The organism is Okeania sp. SIO2C9, assembly GCF_010672455.1.
Classification (GTDB): domain Bacteria; phylum Cyanobacteriota; class Cyanobacteriia; order Cyanobacteriales; family Microcoleaceae; genus Okeania.
The window spans coordinates 1-16,818 of sequence record NZ_JAAHGO010000091.1 but is presented as its reverse complement, the minus strand read 5'-3'; the positions used below and the strand labels follow the sequence as shown (position 1 = coordinate 16,818).

The window sequence follows — 16,818 nt, the reverse complement described above, 5'->3', positions numbered from 1 at the left end:
ACGATACCTTTACCATTATTCCAAAAATAGTGGTCGGTTTGACAGCTAACGCACCGCGTGCTGTGGGATAGTGCCTTACATTTCATTAACGCATCCTACATAGTTTAATATTTATTCTACAAACACTCTCTTATAGAGAATCTTAAAGTTTTTTGTAAATTATGTAAAAAAAGACTTTCTATTACATCCCATTTTTGATTAAAATTATACTTTTAACTATAGATAATAGTATCTAGAGAGGAATTACCTGTGCAATTACAAACTAAAGTTACCCTAAAACGAGCAACGGGTGCTTTTGCACTAATGGATAGTCTCAAGCGTCATGGAGTCAAACACATATTTGGCTATCCAGGAGGTGCGATATTACCAATTTACGATGAACTTTACCGTTCAGAAGCAGCAGGAGACCTAGAGCATATTCTAGTCAGACATGAACAAGGAGCTGCTCATGCCGCCGATGGATATGCCCGTGCCACTGGTAAAGTAGGTGTATGCTTTGCTACATCAGGTCCGGGAGCCACAAATTTAGTAACAGGCATAGCCACTGCTCACATGGACTCAATTCCCATGGTAGTAATTACAGGCCAAGTAGGCCGAAAAATGATTGGTACTGATGCCTTCCAAGAAACAGATATTTATGGCATTACTTTACCAATTGTTAAACATTCTTATGTTGTCCGAGACCCAAGGGATATGGCCGGAATTATTGCTGAGGCATTCCATATTGCCAGTACAGGTCGTCCAGGCCCAGTCTTGATTGACATACCTAAAGATGTAGGTTTGGAAGAATTTGACTATGAACCTGTGGAACCAGCTGCCATCAAACTACCTGGATACCGTCCGACTGTCAAAGGCAACCCCCGGCAAATTAACCAAGCAGTAAATTTGATGCTAGAGGCACGGCGTCCTCTTTTATATATAGGTGGTGGTGCCATCTCCGCAGATGCTCATGCAGAAATTCAAGAATTAGCAGAACATTTTAATATTCCTGCAACTACTACTTTGATGGGTAAAGGTGCTTTTAACGAACATCATCCCCTATCAGTAGGAATGTTGGGAATGCATGGCACTGCCTATGCTAATTTTGCGGTGAGTGAGTGTGACTTATTAATTGCTGTTGGTTCCCGTTTTGATGACCGGGTAACTGGAAAGTTAGACGAATTTGCTTGTCATGCCAAAGTAATTCATATTGATATTGACCCCGCAGAAGTAGGCAAAAACAGAATTCCTGAAGTTCCAATTGTTGGAGATGTACGTCAAGTTTTGATGGACTTGCTGCGTCGTTGCCGAGAAATAGGAGATTTAGTTAATCCCGATCAAACTAAGCCTTGGTTAGAAAAGATTAATCGTTGGAAACAAGATTATCCTTTAGTTGCCCCTCAACATTCAGATAGTATTTCACCCCAAGAGGTAATTAATGAAATTGGCAAAATGGCTCCAGATGCTTACTATACAACTGATGTTGGTCAGCATCAAATGTGGGCTGCTCAATTTCTGAAAAATGGGCCTCGGCAATGGATCTCTAGTGCGGGTTTGGGGACTATGGGTTATGGGATGCCTGCTGCTATGGGGGCAAAGGTGGCACTGCCAAACCGGGAGGTAATTTGTATTGCTGGTGATGCGAGTATTCAAATGAATATTCAGGAGTTGGGGACTCTGGCGCAGTATGGCATTAATGTTAAAACTGTGATTATTAATAATGGTTGGCAGGGTATGGTGCGTCAATGGCAGGAGGCGTTTTTTGGCGAGCGTTATTCTTCTTCTAATATGGAGGTGGGAATGCCTGATTTTGCGATGTTGGCTCAGGCTTATGGAATTAAAGGTATGATGATTTCTAGTCGGGAGGAGCTTAAAGAGGCGATCGCTCAAATGTTGGCTCACGATGGGCCTGTGTTGATGGATGCTCGTGTGACTAAGGATGAGAATTGTTATCCTATGGTAGCCCCTGGTAAGAGTAATGCTCAAATGGTTGGTTTACCTATTCGCAAGCAGCTCGAACAAGCTGTGGAGTTCATTACTTGTAGTAATTGTGGGGCACAAAATAGTGTTACTCATAATTTCTGTTCTGAATGTGGCGTTAAGTTGTAAGTAAGAAGGAAGAGGGAAGAAGGAAGAGGGAAGAGGGAAGAGGGAAGAAGTAAAAATATTGCTTTGTCTAACAGGGTTTACCAGAACCGCTATATCTAGTAGGGGCGAATGGCATTCGCCCCCTATAGATAGCTTTCAGCAGATTTTGTTTGAGACGCTCTGGTTTGCCAATGGGGTAGCATCCCGTTCCAAAAGTATTCCGGAACAGAAAAGTCTCCTGAACAATTATTCCTACTTTCTGTGTCTTGCCAAATTTTTGAGCAGATTTTGTTTGAGCCGCTCTGGTTTGCCAATGGGGTAGCATCCCGTTCCAAAAGTATTCCGGAACAGAAAAATCTCCTGAACAATTTTCCTACTTTCTGTGTCTTGCCAAATTTTTGAGCAGATTTTTTTTTGAGATGCTCTGATTTGCCAATGGGGTAGCATCCCGTTCCAAAAGTATTCCGGAACAGAAAAATCTCTCGAACAATTCTTCCTACTTTCTCTATCTTCCCAAATTTTTTTTGAGGCGCTCTGGTTTACCAATGGGGTAGTATCTCCTTCCAAAAGTATTCCGGAACAGAAAAGTCTCCCTAACAATCTTCCGACTACTTTCTGTGTCTTGCCAAATTTTTGAGCAGATTTTTTTTTGAGATGCTCTGGTTTACCAATGGGGTAGTATCTCCTTCCAAAAGTATTCCGGAACAGAAAAATTAAAGAACAATTATTCCTACTTTCTGTGTCTTGCCAAATTTTTGAGCAGATTTTTGTTTGAGATGCTCTGATTTGCCAATGGGGTAGCATCTCGTTCCAAAAGTATTCCGGAACAGAAAAGTCTCCCTAACAATCTTCCGACTACTTTCTGTGTCTTGCCAAATTTTTGAGCAGATTTTTGTTTGAGACGTTCTGGTTTGCCAATGGGGTAGCATCTCGTTCCGAAAGTATTCCGGAACAGAAAAATCTCTCGAACAATTCTTCCTACTTTCTCTATCTTCCCGAATTTTTGAGCAGATTTTTTTTGAGACGCTCTGGTTTGCCAATGGGGTAGTATCTCCTTCCAAAAGTATTCCGGAACAGAAAAATTTCCCGAACAATTATTTCTCCTAATTTCCCTGTCTTCTCACCCTTCCGCTTCAGATTTTTTTTGAGAGGCTCTGGTTTACCAATGGGGTAGCATCTCGTTCCAAAAGTATTCCGGAACAGAAAAATCTCCCGAACAATTCTTTCTACTTTCTGTGTCTTGCCAAATTTTTGAGCAGATTTTTTTTTTGAGATGCTCTGGTTTACCTTTGGCTAGTATCCTGTTCCAAAAGTATTCCGGAACAGAAAAATTAAAGAACAATTATTCCTACTTTCTGTGTCTTGCCAAATTTTTCAGTAGATTTTTTTGAGATGCTCTGGTTTACCAATGGGGTAGCATCTCGTTCCAAAAGTATTCCGGAACAAAAAAATCTCCCGAACAATTCTTTACTACTTTCTGTGTCTTGCCAAATTTTTGAGCAGATTTTTTTTGAGAGGCTCTGGTTTGCCTTTGGGTAGTATCTGGTTCCAAAAGTATTCCGGAACACAAAAGTCTCCCGAACAATTCTTCCGACTACTTTCTGTGTCTTGCCAAATTTTTGAGCAGATTTTTTTTGAGATGCTGTGGTTTGTCTTTGGGTAGTATCTCGTTCTAAAAGTATTCCGGAACAGAAAAATTAAAGAACAATTATTCCTACTTTCTGTGCCTTCCCAAATTTTTCAGTAGATTTTTTTTTGAGATGCTCTGGTTTACCTTTGGCTAGTATCCTGTTCCAAAAGTATTCCGGAACAGAAAAATTAAAGAACAATTATTCCTACTTTCTCTGTCTTGCCAAATTTTTGCGGCAGATTTTTTTTGAGATGCTCTGGTTTGCCTTTAGGTAGCATCTAGTTCCAAAAGTATTCCGGAACAGAAAAATTAAAGAACAATTATTCCTACTTTCTCTGTCTTGCCACCCTCCCCAAACCTCCCACATTTTGCTTTTTTCAGCAAATCCTAAATATTCTCTGCCAACTCAAATCCTCATTACAAAAATGACTTCTAACTTCTGACTTCGTTACCCTCCATCTCAATAAATTTTTCCCAGACTTACCAATAATTTCACTATCTATTCCTAACGCCTTCCGAGGTGCAATAGTCGCTAAATAAATTCCTGTCTCAACATCACAAATTCCCCACTTCACCAAATTATTAACCCCAACTAATAAAGGTAAAGTTGTTCCTGATAAAGTTCCATCTTTTAATCTTGCCGTACCATTTTTAACTTCTATTTCTCTAGTATCCCAAGGATAAATTCCATCAGGTAATCCCAAGGGCGATAAAGCGTCACTAACCAAAAATATTCCCTGCTGATATTGACTCGCTTTCAACAAAATTTCTATCATTGTTGAACAGACGTGCTGAGCATCAGCAATTAAACCACACATAACATCAGAATTTGTAATTGCTGCCCCTAATAAACCAGGTTTTCGATGATGTAAACTCGGCATCGCATTAAAAGCATGAGTTACCATTGAAGCTCCCAATTGAAAAGCTTTTTCTGCTTGATTTGCTGTAGCTTGAGAATGCCCTAAACTAACCGTAATTCCTAGATTTTTTAAATAGGGAATAACTGTTTCTGTGGAGTCTAATTCTGGAGCTAAAGTAATTATTTTAACTATCTCAGCATACTCTCCCAAAACTTCTTTAACATTTTTGAGCGTTAATGGTAGTAAATACTCCAATGGATGAGCGCCTCGCTTTTCAGGATTGAGAAAAGGACCTTCTAAATGAACGCCCCAAATTTTTGCCATTTCTGGGTGTTGAGGTTGTGAGGCCAAATTGTGGAATATTTGGAGCGATCGCTGAATATTATCTATAGAGGTTGTGACAATAGTTGGTAAAAAAGCATCTATTCCTTGCTGCCATAAATACTGACAAATTTCCTGTATTTTAGTAGTAGAATTTGCATCTACTTCAGGAAAAGCTAAACCCAAAGCACCATTAATTTGTAAATCAACCCCACCGAGAGAAACCCAATCTTGTTGAACATCAATAGTGGTAGATGAGGTAGGTAAAAGTTCTTCTGTTTGAGAGATAATTTCTTTAATATTGCCAGTAGAGTCGATTAAAATCTGCTGTAGATTTTGATAACCAGGGACTTTAGCGTTAATAATTTTAGTAGTTAAATTCACGAGCTTAAGTAGGTATATCTAAATTAAACGTTAAAAAAGTGTAGGGGTGGGTTTAACCGAAAGCTTTGACATCAGCAGGGTCGAGTTCTAAAAACCCGCCCTCTAATATTACCGAATAATTAATTATTAATTATTAATTATTAATTATTAAATAATTCTGGTTTAAAGCCTTCCCTTTTAAGGGGAAAAAAGCGGTCGATCTTCGCAGCTTCCCGAAGGGTGGGATGGCGAGGTCTCCTCGCCATATCCAATCGACCAAGAAAAGAAATAATATTTCCTTATATTCAATCAAGAGCGGTTTTAACCAGAGGTAATTATCAATTATCAATTATCCATTAATGAAGTTTATTTATACTCACCTACTTAAGTTATACCAATTTGATAAATGTTTGTTACAAATGCTAGGGACGTTGCATGCAACGTCCGTACGAAAGAAGGAAGAGGAAAGAAGTAAGAAGGGTTCAACAATGAATAATGAATAATGAATAATGAATAATTACCTCTCCTTGAGAATAAATTGAAGAGGATTGACAAAGAGATGAAAATTTTTCTTCACAGGAGTCGATTGGATATGGCTCCGAGACCTCGCCATCCCATCCTACGGAATGCTGCGCAAACGACCGCTTATTATCCCCTTAAAAGGGGAGGCGCATACCCAGAATTTTTCGGTAAATTTTGAAAAAAAGAGAAAAACAATATAAATAACTATCTAAAATGAACTATACTAGCTATTTTTCAGCATATTCGAGCAAGGTCTACCTTTTTTTAGCATTCTTTTTTTAAATTGGTATTAATTAAAATTTCAATAAAAATTAGAGTTAGGAAAAGATTAGAATCGGTGTTAAAATGAGTGGCAATTTAAGAATACATTTTTAATGAAAATAAGTGTGGAAAAATGCAGATAAATAAACTTAATTTTTTTACTTTAAGCGCTCTACTTTTAAGTGTAACATTTGCTAAAAAAAGTCATGCTGCAACTATGAGACCTCCCATTTTATTTCAAGTGGAGCAGGTATCACAATGGTTCACTGGCTTATTTGATAATACTAAACAGGTTGCTGATCATCCTATGATTCCTCCGATTACAATGTCAAATTGTCCGGTTAAACTTATTGGCAGTGACCTGATGGAAAATACAGAAACTATTTATTTAGAGCAAACAACAGGAGGGTTTCCTTTTCGGGTGCGCTTGTATTATTTTTTTAGTAATAATGACTCTCAAGTTACTATTAGTATTAATCGTTTTCTCAATGAAACTTCTTTATTTGGTTTATGCGATCGCCCTGAATCTAAACAGTTTATTAATGCTACAAATTTAGATAATTTTAACTGTGAGGTAAACCTTTCTTTTGTTTCTAATACCTATGTAGGGACTAACGAACCAGGAGGTTGTTCGACGACTTTTCCTGGGGGTAAAGTTATTTCTGATATTGTGATTAATCCTAATAGTATTGACTCTTTAGATCGTATTTTTGATAGTAATGGTAATCTATTATTCGGTACTCCTATAACCTTTAATCGAATTGAAACAGTTCCTGAACCTTCGATATTATTCGGATTATTTGTCTTAAGTGGGTTAGGGTTAACGAAGTCAGAAGTCAGAAGTCTGTAGGGGCGAACGGCCGTTCGCCCCTACAGAAGTTATTTTTGTAACGGGGATTTAAGCCCCGCTCCAAAAATATTACGCCTTAAAAGGCGGGGTTTTAGACCCATATTATTTTGATAATAACAGCATCCAAACATGATTAAAAAAATCTGGTTTGTGGAAATTTAGTAACCTATTCTAATCTATGAAGTAAACACAATAATAATTGGTAGTCCTGCATAGTAATGGTAGGTAGAGATAAAGAACACTTAGAACCGGAGCAAGATGCTCCCACTGGCTATACTGTGACAAAAATCAAAATAAAATATGGCGTTGGTGAATTACTGTATGATATTAATCTTAATTACTTAGGAGACAGGAGACAGGAGACAGGAGACAGGAGTCAGGAGGGAGGAAAGAAGAAGAAAGAAGAGTAGAAAGAGAAAGTTTTTTGTTTGCTGGCGCACAACGCAGGTTAACGCGAAGCGTTGCGTCAGCACGATCGCGTAAGCGGAACGGAGTTCTATAGCGCTCTTATCCGGACATGATATCATGCCTCTTTTCACCAACGCCTAAAATATTAGATGTAAATACCATTACAATGCACCATTACCTAATAATTAATGCGCTCCTAGGATGCTAATTATCAAAAAAGTGATAAGGTTAGTTTTAATTACTTAATAATTGAAGTGGTACCTAAGTTCCACATTAATGCATTGTAATTTGTATAATAATTAATTAAGGTTTGGAATGATAGAAAACTTAATGGTTGTTGTGCTCGCTAACGTGTAAAAGGTAGTGATAGATAGTATAAAAATTTATCAGTTTCAACATCCTCAAAACTCAGAAAAATCTAATTTGCTTAAAATCATCAAAATTATGCTCCTAAAAATCAATTTAAAATGAATGTTTTTAGTTTTTCATTCACAAAGGCTTAGAGATAAGTGACTAATTTTGACTTTTAATTTACAAACAAAATAATAGTTAGCCTGCCCCTAGATTAACAGAAGAAAAGCAAAAATCAAGAATTTAAAAAACCTACTCCCCATCACCCCATCACCCCATCACCCCATCACCCCATCACTCCACCTCCCCATCACCCCTACCTTCGCTATACAATACCGATGCTACAGAACATGATATGAAATATGAACCCAATCATCGGAATTATTATGGGCAGTGACTCAGACCTGCCCACAATGAAAGAAGCGATCGCTATCTGTGAAGAATTTGAAGTCCCCTCAGAAGTCGCCATTGTCTCAGCCCACCGCACACCCCAGAGAATGTTTGAATATGCCCAAACCGCCCATCAAAGGGGATTAAAAGTCATAATTGCCGGAGCGGGTGGTGCAGCACATTTACCAGGTATGGTCGCATCTTTAACGCCACTCCCAGTAATTGGTGTCCCCGTACAAACCCGAACATTACAAGGCATTGACTCTTTATACTCTATAGTGCAAATGCCAGGAGGAATACCAGTAGCCACAGTAGCGATCGGCAATGCTAAAAATGCTGGTTTATTAGCCATTCAGATATTAGCATCCCACCAACCAGAACTATTAGAACGAGTCCAAAAATATCGCCAGACCCTAGCTGAATCAGTCATGGACAAACAAAATAGATTAGAGGAAATAGGATATCAGGAATATTTAACACAAATTTAATTAAATTGCAAACATTTTAGAACAAAAATCTGACAAATAATTGGTATTCTTACAGGCAGAGACTTTTGTGAAAAGACTCAAACAGCTATTGCTACTAAATCAAATCAAAGTAGCAAGAGATACAGAAAATCTATACAAGAATTGGTGGGCTATTTTCAATTGTAAACTATTAATTAGTTCTCACAATGACATCTAAAGTAAAGTTCAAGAACAATAGAACAAAAAAGAAGCAGTTATTATCAGCAAGATATAGCAGTTTCTTAGAACCGACAGTACTGATAAACAGGTTAAGTCGGACAAGATGGTTTTCCCCTGCGACATTAGCCTGCATACCCCTAGTATTCATAATTATTGCGTTATGGGCAGGAGCTGCGACAGCTCAAGACCAAGAATTAACCCCAGAGTATGTCAAAGGGGTATTAGACTCAATATGGATTTTGGTGGCTTCAATATTTGTGATTTTTATGAATGCTGGTTTCGGAATGCTAGAAACCGGCTTTTGTCGTCATAAAAATGCAGTTAATATCTTAGCAAAAAACCTAATTGTATTTGCTCTAGCTACATTAGTTTATTGGTCTATAGGATTTTCCATAATGTTTGCCGGAGACCATCCCTTCATTGGTGGGGGTGGTTTTTTCCTAACTGGGGAAGCTAGTAACTACGGACTAGACCCATTTCCTTCTGGTTTACCATTGCCTGTATTTTTTCTATTCCAAGCAGCTTTTGCCGCTACTGCAGCCACCATTGTTTCTGGCGCTGTAGCTGAAAGGATTGAATTTAGTGCCTTTTTATTCTTTAGCTTGTTAATCACAGGTATTTCATACCCAATTACCGGACATTGGATCTGGGGTGGTGGTTGGCTAGCTGAAATGGGCTTCGGTGACTTTGCTGGCTCAACAGCAGTCCACTCAGTCGGTGGCTGGGCAGCACTGGTCGGAGCATATATTTTAGGGCCAAGGATGGGCAAATATGATGATGATGACCAACCGAGAGCTATTCCTGGTCATAATATGGGTTTTGCTACCTTGGGCTGTTTAATTCTGTGGATCGGCTGGTTTGGCTTTAACCCTGGTTCGGAACTAGCAGCAAACGAAAATGTGGCTTATATCGCTGTAACCACAAATTTAGCAGCAGCAGCAGGGGGGACTACTGCAACTATTACATCTTGGCTCAAAGATACTAAGCCAGACCTCTCAATGATTATTAACGGTGTTTTAGCTGGACTGGTAGGTATTACAGCAGGTTGTAATGGCGTATCTTATTTAGAGGCAGTAATTATCGGTGGTGTTGCTGGCATCATTGTTGTATTTTCTGTACCTTTGTTTGACAAATTGAAAGTTGATGACCCAGTAGGTGCCACATCAGTTCACTTAGTCTGTGGAATCTGGGGTACTTTAGCTGTTGGTATTTTTGTTGAAGATGCTAATATCTTGACTCAGGCCATAGGTATTATCTCAGTGGGATTGTTTACAGTGATTATGAGTACTATCTTCTGGCTAGCTTTGAAAGCTACTACAGGTATTCGTGTCCATACAGAACAAGAATTTGAAGGCTTGGATATTGCCGAACATGGTATGGAAGCTTACACAGGGTTTATGAAAGAACCTGATGCCTTTGGCCCTGGTATGTCAAATAGAATGGATATTGACCAAGGTCTGCAAAAACACTAATGGGAAAATTCTAGGTAAAATAGCCATAGCCATAAATCAGTTACTTCAGTATCGGAGACTAATTTAATTCAGCTACGGTGTTTACTTTATCTAAAAATGTTCCAACTTGGGCTTGGTGTTCCTTAGCTGCTAACGGGCTACTGTTATTAACAGTGGCCACCCTAGTTATGAGTGACTACAAATTGTCAGAAGAGCCTCAAGCAAATGCTACAATCAACTATGCTACTGATAGGATTAGAACTAATAGACCAAGTCCACTATTTGGAGAAGCTAGGAAAGAGCTTCTGGCTATTGGCAGAAATCATAGATGGACTTATGAACAATGGGTAGAACAGTTACAGCGAGAGGCGATCGCTGCAGCTAAAAATCGTCCTAATCGTCTAACTGTTATGGTGGGAGATTCTTTGAGTCTTTGGTTTCCCTCTCAACTTCTCCCTAGAGATAGAACCTGGTTAAACCAAGGTATTTCTGGAGAAACTTCGTCTGGCCTATTGAAGCGACTTTATTTATTTGATAGTACGAGGCCAGAAACAATTTTTGTGATGATTGGTATTAATGATTTAATTCATGGAGAAAGCGATTGGGCGATTTTAGCAAATCAAAGAAGAATTATTAATCAATTACGATACATTCATCCTGGGAGTCAAATAGTTATCCAATCTATTTTACCTCATAGTGGAGAGGCGGCTATTTGGGAAGGTCGCGATTATCTTTTACAACTACCTAATAGTCGCATCAGAAGAATAAATCGTAGCCTAAAAGCATTAGCTGATGATGAGGGAGCATTTTTTTTAAATCTTCACCCACTATTTACAGACTCTCAAGGTTTTCTCCGAGGTGATCTTAGTACTGATGGTCTGCATCTAAATGAGAATGGTTATCAAATTTGGAGTACGGCAATCCAAATGTATAGCAAAATGAGATTGGAAGAACCTCAGTAATATTAAATCCGGTTGAATACTTGTCATATATTTGGGGGTGGGGAGATGGGGACTAACCCCTAACCCCTCCCAGGATGGGAATATGGGGTTAGGGGGAGATTTAATATTGAAGTGTGGATAGAATTATAAACATATACTGTATAACCGGATTCTATGTAATACCATTTCTCAAAAACTTTTCTACATTTTATTGAGTGGGGGAGTAGGGACGTTGCATGCAACGTCCCTACAGAGTAAACATAAAAATAATTAATATTAACTGAGCTGCTAATTAGCAAAAATGGATTTTGTCTGTATTAATTATTTAATAACTGAAGTTTTACTTAAGTATAGCATTACTTTTGAGAGTTGGTATAAGTAATTTCAGTTATCAGTTATCAGTACATCTAGCTGAAACAAGAGGCTTGAAATCTGAAATATTCTTTCTCTTGGTCGATTGGATATGGCGTTAGCGGAGTGGCTCTGCAAGAGCAGGTTTCCTAGCCATCCCACCCTACAGGAAGCTCCGAATATCGACCGCTTTTTATACCCTTAAAATCTGGGATTTTAGGCCATAATTTTTAGGTACAGAGTTTTTCTATAACATAAGCCTTTTTATGCAAAACTCCATAATTTTAGTTCTCAAAGTGCTTGAATAACTTTCCGCTTTTTATATCCAAACACAAATTACCCCCTAAAATGGGGAAGCTTTAAACTTAATTTTTCGGGAACTATTTTTTTTGAATTTGATATAAATAATTAGCGGTTCACCAGTTTTTGTAATACTTGATTATACTCATATGTGGAATGTGGAATATTCAGAAAATTATACCAATTTTATTTCAGGTATTAGGTAGTTGTAAAATCTCCTAAACTAGGAACATATTATATTTATTTCTGCCCATCGACTTACCAGTTTATGTGTAATTTATACCATGTCTGCTTAATTTAGAAATCAAAACATTTTTTTTCTCTATCATTCCTGCTTGCTCTTTCCTAGTTCTTGCTCCCTACCCGTAACGCTATAAGTACTAATTGCTATAAAATAAAAGAGATTTTCAAGGGTTTAAAATAATCATGGATACAAAAGCTTTTACCAGGGCGCTAAAAAAATCTGAGAATTATAACCGCAAAGGGTTTGGTCATGCTGAAGAAGTCGCCACAGTTATGCAGTCTGTTTATCAAAGTAACCTAATTCAACAAATTAGAGATAATGATTATACCCTGCAAAAAGGGGATGTTACTATCAAACTCGCAAAAGCTTTTGGTTTTTGTTGGGGTGTTGAAAGGTCAGTAGCTATAGCTTATGAAACTCGTCAACATTTTCCTAACCAACAAATTTGGATTACTTATGAACTAATTCATAATCCTTCTGTTAATCAAGATATGAGGGATATGAAAATTAAATTTATTCCTGTAATTGATGGTAAAAAAGATTTTTCTGTAGTTGGAGATAATGATGTTGTAATCTTACCAGCTTTTGGTGCAAGTATTCAGGAAATGCAGATATTAAAGGAAAAAAATTGTCAAATTGTTGATACTACTTGCCCTTGGGTTTCTAAAGTTTGGAATAGCGTAGAAAAACAGAAAAAGAAAAAATTTACTTCTATTATTCACGGTAAATATAATCATGCAGAAACTATAGCTACTAGCTCTTTTGCTGATAAATATTTGATCGTTCTAAATAAATCACAAGCAGAATATGTCTGTAATTATATTCTCAATTGTGGCAACCGTGATGAGTTTATGGATAAGTTTAAACTAGCTCATTCTGAAGGTTTCGATCCAGATTTAGATTTAGAACAAATTGGTATTGCTAATCAGACTACTATGCTGAAAAGTGAAACTGAAGAAATAGGAAAGTTGTTGGAACGAACAATGATGAAAAAGTACGGACCAGATAAATTAAATGAACATTATCAAAATTTTAATACTATCTGCGACGCGACTCAAGAACGGCAAGATGCAATGGCGGGTTTATTCGATGAAAAGTTAGATTTAATGGTAGTAATAGGAGGTTTTAATTCTTCTAATACAACTCATTTACAGGAAATGGCAATAGAAAATGGCATTCCTTCCTATCATATTGATGGTGCTAAAAGGATTTTATCTGGGAATAGAATTGAACATAAACCTTTAGGAAATGAGGTAAAAATATCTGAAGGTTGGTTGCCTGAAGGTCAGGTAGTTTTGGGTGTGACTTCTGGCGCTTCAACTCCAGATAAAGCTGTTGAAGAGACTATTAATAAAATATTGGAGATGAAGTTGGTTGCTGTGAATTGAATATTATTCTGTTTTAATTGAGAAAATTTAGGGAAGGCGTTTGCCAGTGGTTAAATTTGAATCGCCTTCTCCTTGTTTAAAAAAAAGTTTTACCAAATAATTAGGGTTTAAAGCCTTTCCTTTAAAGGAGAAACAAGAAACTATTTTTCTTTGAACCAATCCTCTTCTGTTCAAGGAGAAGTAATTATTAATTATTCACTATTAATTATTCATTATTCCTCATGCTTACCAAGAATATTGATTGGGAAAAAGGTTATGAAACTTTGGATAAAGAATTTCAACAAATTGTTCAAGATGCTAGTTTAGGTAAATGTTTAGTGGATAAATTAGTTAAAGTATGGCTAAAAAATAGTCAAGAAACTGTGATTTTGATTCATACAGAAATACAAGGGCAATATGAAAGTAATTTTGCCGAAAGAATGTATGTTTATCATTACCACATCTATGATAAGTATCGGTTGAAAAATACAGAAGTCGTCAGTTTAGCTGTGTTGGGAGATGAAAAGAAAAAATGGCGACCAAGAAAATATAGTTATAGTCGTTGGGGTTGTCAATTAAAATTGAAATTTCCTATAGTTTAATAATTTAACTATGAGAAAAATTGGGAATTATTAGCCGAAAATAATAATCCTTTTGCTGTGGTTATTATGGCTTACTTGAAAAGCAAGGAAACTCGGCAAAATCCTGTCATTAGATTGAAAAGTAAGTTAACTTTGGTGGGTCTACTATATGAGCGGGATTATAGTAGAGAAATGGTGATTCAGTTGTTCAGATAAATAGACTGGATGATGATTTTACCAGAAGAATTGAAAAGACAATTTCAAACAGAAGTATATAACTATGAGGAGGAAAAAAATATGCCTTATATTACCAGTATTTAACAGATTAGTTTAGAGAAAGGGGAACAGATTGGTTTGGAAAAAGGGAAACTCAAATCTACAAGAGAATCAATCATCACAGTGTTAGAAACTAGGTTTGAAAATGTACCTACAAATCTTGTGGATGCTATTAATGAAATTGATAATATTCAGTCACTCAAACAGTTAACTAAAACTGCTGTTTTAATTGATTATCTGGAAAGTTTTGCCACCCTCTTATCTCAGAAATAGATAATCTTAATTGCGGAGTATATGAGTAACTAAAAACTACAACTTTTATTTTGATAATGTGTGTTTATTATGACTAAATCCATGATAAATAGACAGTTATTGCCGTTTTTATGAGGTACAAAATTTTAGGCTTGAGGGAACAGGGAACGGCGAATAGAGAACAGAAAAGAAGAAAAATAACTGTACCTCATAACTTTAGAAATTGCTGTATAGGCGTACAAACCTAGAAACCAGATTTTTTCCTATATCTCTGTTATAAAAACAACGATTTATCCTAAAAACCAGGTTTATTTGGACTAATCTCACCAACGAAAGTAGAGTGTACCAAAATTGCTGTCTTAGTTGGTGAGGAAATTACAGATTCTTTTCTAACCATAGGTACTTATTAGGGAGGAATATAATATAAACAATAGCCAGAAAAATTTTCCAGCCTCTACAGCTACTCCCACATTCAAAACTCACTATACTGCCATTATCTTTAAAACTAAGAACATTGCTACGACACCAATCAATTTTAAGAAAGAAGTCGTGATTTCCTTCTGGAATATCAAATTCTCTTTCTTCACCATTTTTAATATGGCCTATTATGTTACCATCTAAGGACAACTTTATATGCACGCAATAAATCAACCCACCCCGAATCTCGTTTTAGTTTGAGCATTGTTATTTCTACCTGACTTATAGTTTAATCTGGCAAAATCCCAGATTTCTGTATCTCTTTTGTTTGCTAGTTCATAAAACTGAACATCGCTACTATAAAATTTACTTCCTGACTTGATTATGTCTTATCTAGTAAAGCCTTTAAATTTAACAGCTCACCCAAAGTTAGAAAAATCATTAGGATATGAAGCAAACCATTGTTGGGTAGCTTTTCGCTGGGAACCAGAAACTAACTAATTCCACGAATACAAGGCTTTCCTCCACGCTTATCTGGTTCAATGGTAATTATGTCGCGATCGCTCATCATCAAATTTATCTGTCCTAAAGCTTGATGAACGAGTCGCACTTTCAAAATCATCATATAAATTTTATCGAATATATAGACTACAGTGGCTAAACCATTCTCCTACTCCCTACTTCCTAAACTAAAATAATTAAGAACTTTAGTTCATCAAGTTGGAAACTGATGTATATCTAATCTCGTGAAACTCTTAAATTTGACAGCTAACCCACAGTTAGAAAAGTCATTAGGATATGACTCTAACCATCCTTGGGTAGCTTTTTACTGGGAATCAGAAATTGACCAAGTTATGTACAATGACGGTAAAAATATCGGTGCTGGTATTAGTGTTGCTTGGCAAATTTTTCTTCAGCATCCTCTGGTAAATTCTCAAGTACAAGATTATCAATTAAATGAAACTGATAAATATTGATTAATTGTAGATAGACAAAATAGAAATTTATATGTAGGAACAGCAAAAATTGTTTCTACTATGTTAGAACAACAAGAAAGTTTAAAGTTATTAGCTTGTCTAGATGAAAAAGCAGATATAGTTTCTGAGGTTAGTCAAAATTTTAATTATTCTCCAAAAAAACGACTAAGAATAAACTTATTTGAGCAAAATATTAAATATTTAATTGTGATAACTGCCAGTGTTTTAATAGCTAGTATTACTTTTGGTAGTTGGTTATTAATGAGGTCAAAATTTCAACCGCAAGCTAATCAAAATAAAGTTCCTACCACAGTAGTTAATAGCGTTGCTTGTGGTGTTGGAGGTAGTAATAATTTTTCATCTTTTTTTAATACCTCTAACAGAGAGAAGGAGTTACACTTAATAGGTGTCTGTGAAGCACGCTCAGATCATCGTGGTGGTTATCATCCCACAGGCACTATTAATATCAAAATAGAAAGAAAAAATCAGCCTGTAATTTTAGCTCTCTCTTCCTACGAACCTGTACATTGGAATGTTAGTTTGGCCAAAGAAGTTAAATTAGAGAAAGTAATTATTAATGGGTACCATGACCAAAAAATTTCCGGTATTTCTGGGATACCCATAGAAGAGTTTAGTTATCAAGGGACAGGTAGCTATATTGGTAAATTTGCCTGTGAGTGGGATAAATTTTACCGAAAAATTGGGTTTAAAGCCTCGCCCTTGTAGGGCGACTTTTTATTTTTATGTTAAGTCAATTGAATATATGATATAGTGTTATTAGTTGCCGGGGGGCACTCGGAAACTCGTGCGCGGACGTGGAGGGAAGCGTTAGACTACCGCCAAGGAAGCAGCACCCTGTGTTAGCGGCAGCTATGCGAAGCAAAGCGTCAACCCGCCGAGGAGCTACGGCTCAGTAGGAATCCCCGTGCCTTTAGGCCGGGGAGGATGTCAA

At 36.9% G+C, this 16,818-nt stretch carries 15 protein-coding genes; 11 read left to right on the top strand and 4 right to left on the bottom strand.

Translation table 11 applies throughout. The features are described from left to right. The first annotated feature begins 249 nt into the window (after positions 1–249). Positions 250–2,088 carry a biosynthetic-type acetolactate synthase large subunit gene (gene ilvB / locus F6K23_RS35070; RefSeq protein ID WP_293165066.1) on the top strand — a complete coding sequence of 613 codons (1,839 nt, stop codon included), beginning with the start codon at positions 250–252 and terminating at the stop codon, positions 2,086–2,088. A 67-nt stretch (positions 2,089–2,155) separates the two neighbouring features. Here ilvB and F6K23_RS35065 read toward each other — a convergent pair whose 3' ends face one another. From F6K23_RS35065 to nagA, 3 genes are all read right to left on the bottom strand, one after another. Continuing rightward, positions 2,156–2,392: a hypothetical protein gene (locus F6K23_RS35065; protein WP_293165064.1), complete on the bottom strand. Its 237-nt coding sequence runs from the start codon at positions 2,390–2,392 to the stop codon at positions 2,156–2,158. A gap of 388 nt (positions 2,393–2,780) precedes the next feature. Beyond that, positions 2,781–3,107: a hypothetical protein gene (locus tag F6K23_RS35060; protein ID WP_293165062.1), complete on the bottom strand. Its 327-nt coding sequence runs from the start codon at positions 3,105–3,107 to the stop codon at positions 2,781–2,783. A 967-nt stretch (positions 3,108–4,074) separates the two neighbouring features. After that, positions 4,075–5,262: an N-acetylglucosamine-6-phosphate deacetylase gene (gene nagA / locus F6K23_RS35055; protein WP_293165061.1), complete on the bottom strand. Its 1,188-nt coding sequence runs from the start codon at positions 5,260–5,262 to the stop codon at positions 4,075–4,077. 895 nt (positions 5,263–6,157) lie between these two features. Here nagA and F6K23_RS35050 point away from each other — a divergent pair. The 8 genes from F6K23_RS35050 to F6K23_RS35015 all read left to right on the top strand — a co-directional run bounded on the left by F6K23_RS35050 (position 6,158) and on the right by F6K23_RS35015 (position 14,493). Further along, positions 6,158–6,874: a chromophore lyase CpcT/CpeT gene (locus tag F6K23_RS35050; RefSeq protein WP_293165059.1), complete on the top strand. Its 717-nt coding sequence runs from the start codon at positions 6,158–6,160 to the stop codon at positions 6,872–6,874. Positions 6,875–7,092: 218 nt separating this feature from the next. Further along, positions 7,093–7,284 carry a hypothetical protein gene (locus tag F6K23_RS35045; protein WP_293165057.1) on the top strand — a complete coding sequence of 64 codons (192 nt, stop codon included), beginning with the start codon at positions 7,093–7,095 and terminating at the stop codon, positions 7,282–7,284. Between the two features lie 711 nt (positions 7,285–7,995). Continuing rightward, complete coding sequence (purE, locus tag F6K23_RS35040; RefSeq protein WP_293165056.1) at positions 7,996–8,511, top strand: 5-(carboxyamino)imidazole ribonucleotide mutase; 516 nt, start codon at positions 7,996–7,998, stop codon at positions 8,509–8,511. Positions 8,512–8,696: 185 nt separating this feature from the next. Then, complete coding sequence (locus tag F6K23_RS35035; RefSeq protein ID WP_293165054.1) at positions 8,697–10,181, top strand: ammonium transporter; 1,485 nt, start codon at positions 8,697–8,699, stop codon at positions 10,179–10,181. Positions 10,182–10,258: 77 nt separating this feature from the next. Beyond that, positions 10,259–11,122, top strand: a complete 864-nt coding sequence (locus F6K23_RS35030) for an SGNH/GDSL hydrolase family protein (protein ID WP_293165052.1) — start codon at positions 10,259–10,261, stop codon at positions 11,120–11,122. A 1,056-nt stretch (positions 11,123–12,178) separates the two neighbouring features. Continuing rightward, complete coding sequence (locus F6K23_RS35025) at positions 12,179–13,384, top strand: 4-hydroxy-3-methylbut-2-enyl diphosphate reductase (RefSeq protein WP_293165051.1); 1,206 nt, start codon at positions 12,179–12,181, stop codon at positions 13,382–13,384. A gap of 221 nt (positions 13,385–13,605) precedes the next feature. Continuing rightward, entirely contained in the window at positions 13,606–13,965 is a 360-nt protein-coding gene (locus F6K23_RS35020) for a hypothetical protein (protein ID WP_293165050.1), read from the top strand. Between the two features lie 333 nt (positions 13,966–14,298). Further along, complete coding sequence (locus tag F6K23_RS35015; RefSeq protein WP_293165048.1) at positions 14,299–14,493, top strand: hypothetical protein; 195 nt, start codon at positions 14,299–14,301, stop codon at positions 14,491–14,493. Positions 14,494–15,382: 889 nt separating this feature from the next. Here F6K23_RS35015 and F6K23_RS35010 read toward each other — a convergent pair. Further along, positions 15,383–15,514: a hypothetical protein gene (locus F6K23_RS35010; protein WP_293165046.1), complete on the bottom strand. Its 132-nt coding sequence runs from the start codon at positions 15,512–15,514 to the stop codon at positions 15,383–15,385. A 136-nt stretch (positions 15,515–15,650) separates the two neighbouring features. On the opposite strand from F6K23_RS35010, the gene F6K23_RS35005 reads away from it, so the two are divergent. Together F6K23_RS35005 and F6K23_RS35000 are read left to right on the top strand one after the other, a co-directional pair. Further along, positions 15,651–15,866, top strand: a complete 216-nt coding sequence (locus tag F6K23_RS35005; protein ID WP_293165044.1) for a hypothetical protein — start codon at positions 15,651–15,653, stop codon at positions 15,864–15,866. A 60-nt stretch (positions 15,867–15,926) separates the two neighbouring features. Next, positions 15,927–16,592, top strand: coding sequence for a hypothetical protein (locus F6K23_RS35000; RefSeq protein WP_293165042.1), 666 nt, complete (start codon positions 15,927–15,929; stop codon positions 16,590–16,592). The last annotated feature ends 226 nt before the right edge of the window (positions 16,593–16,818 follow it).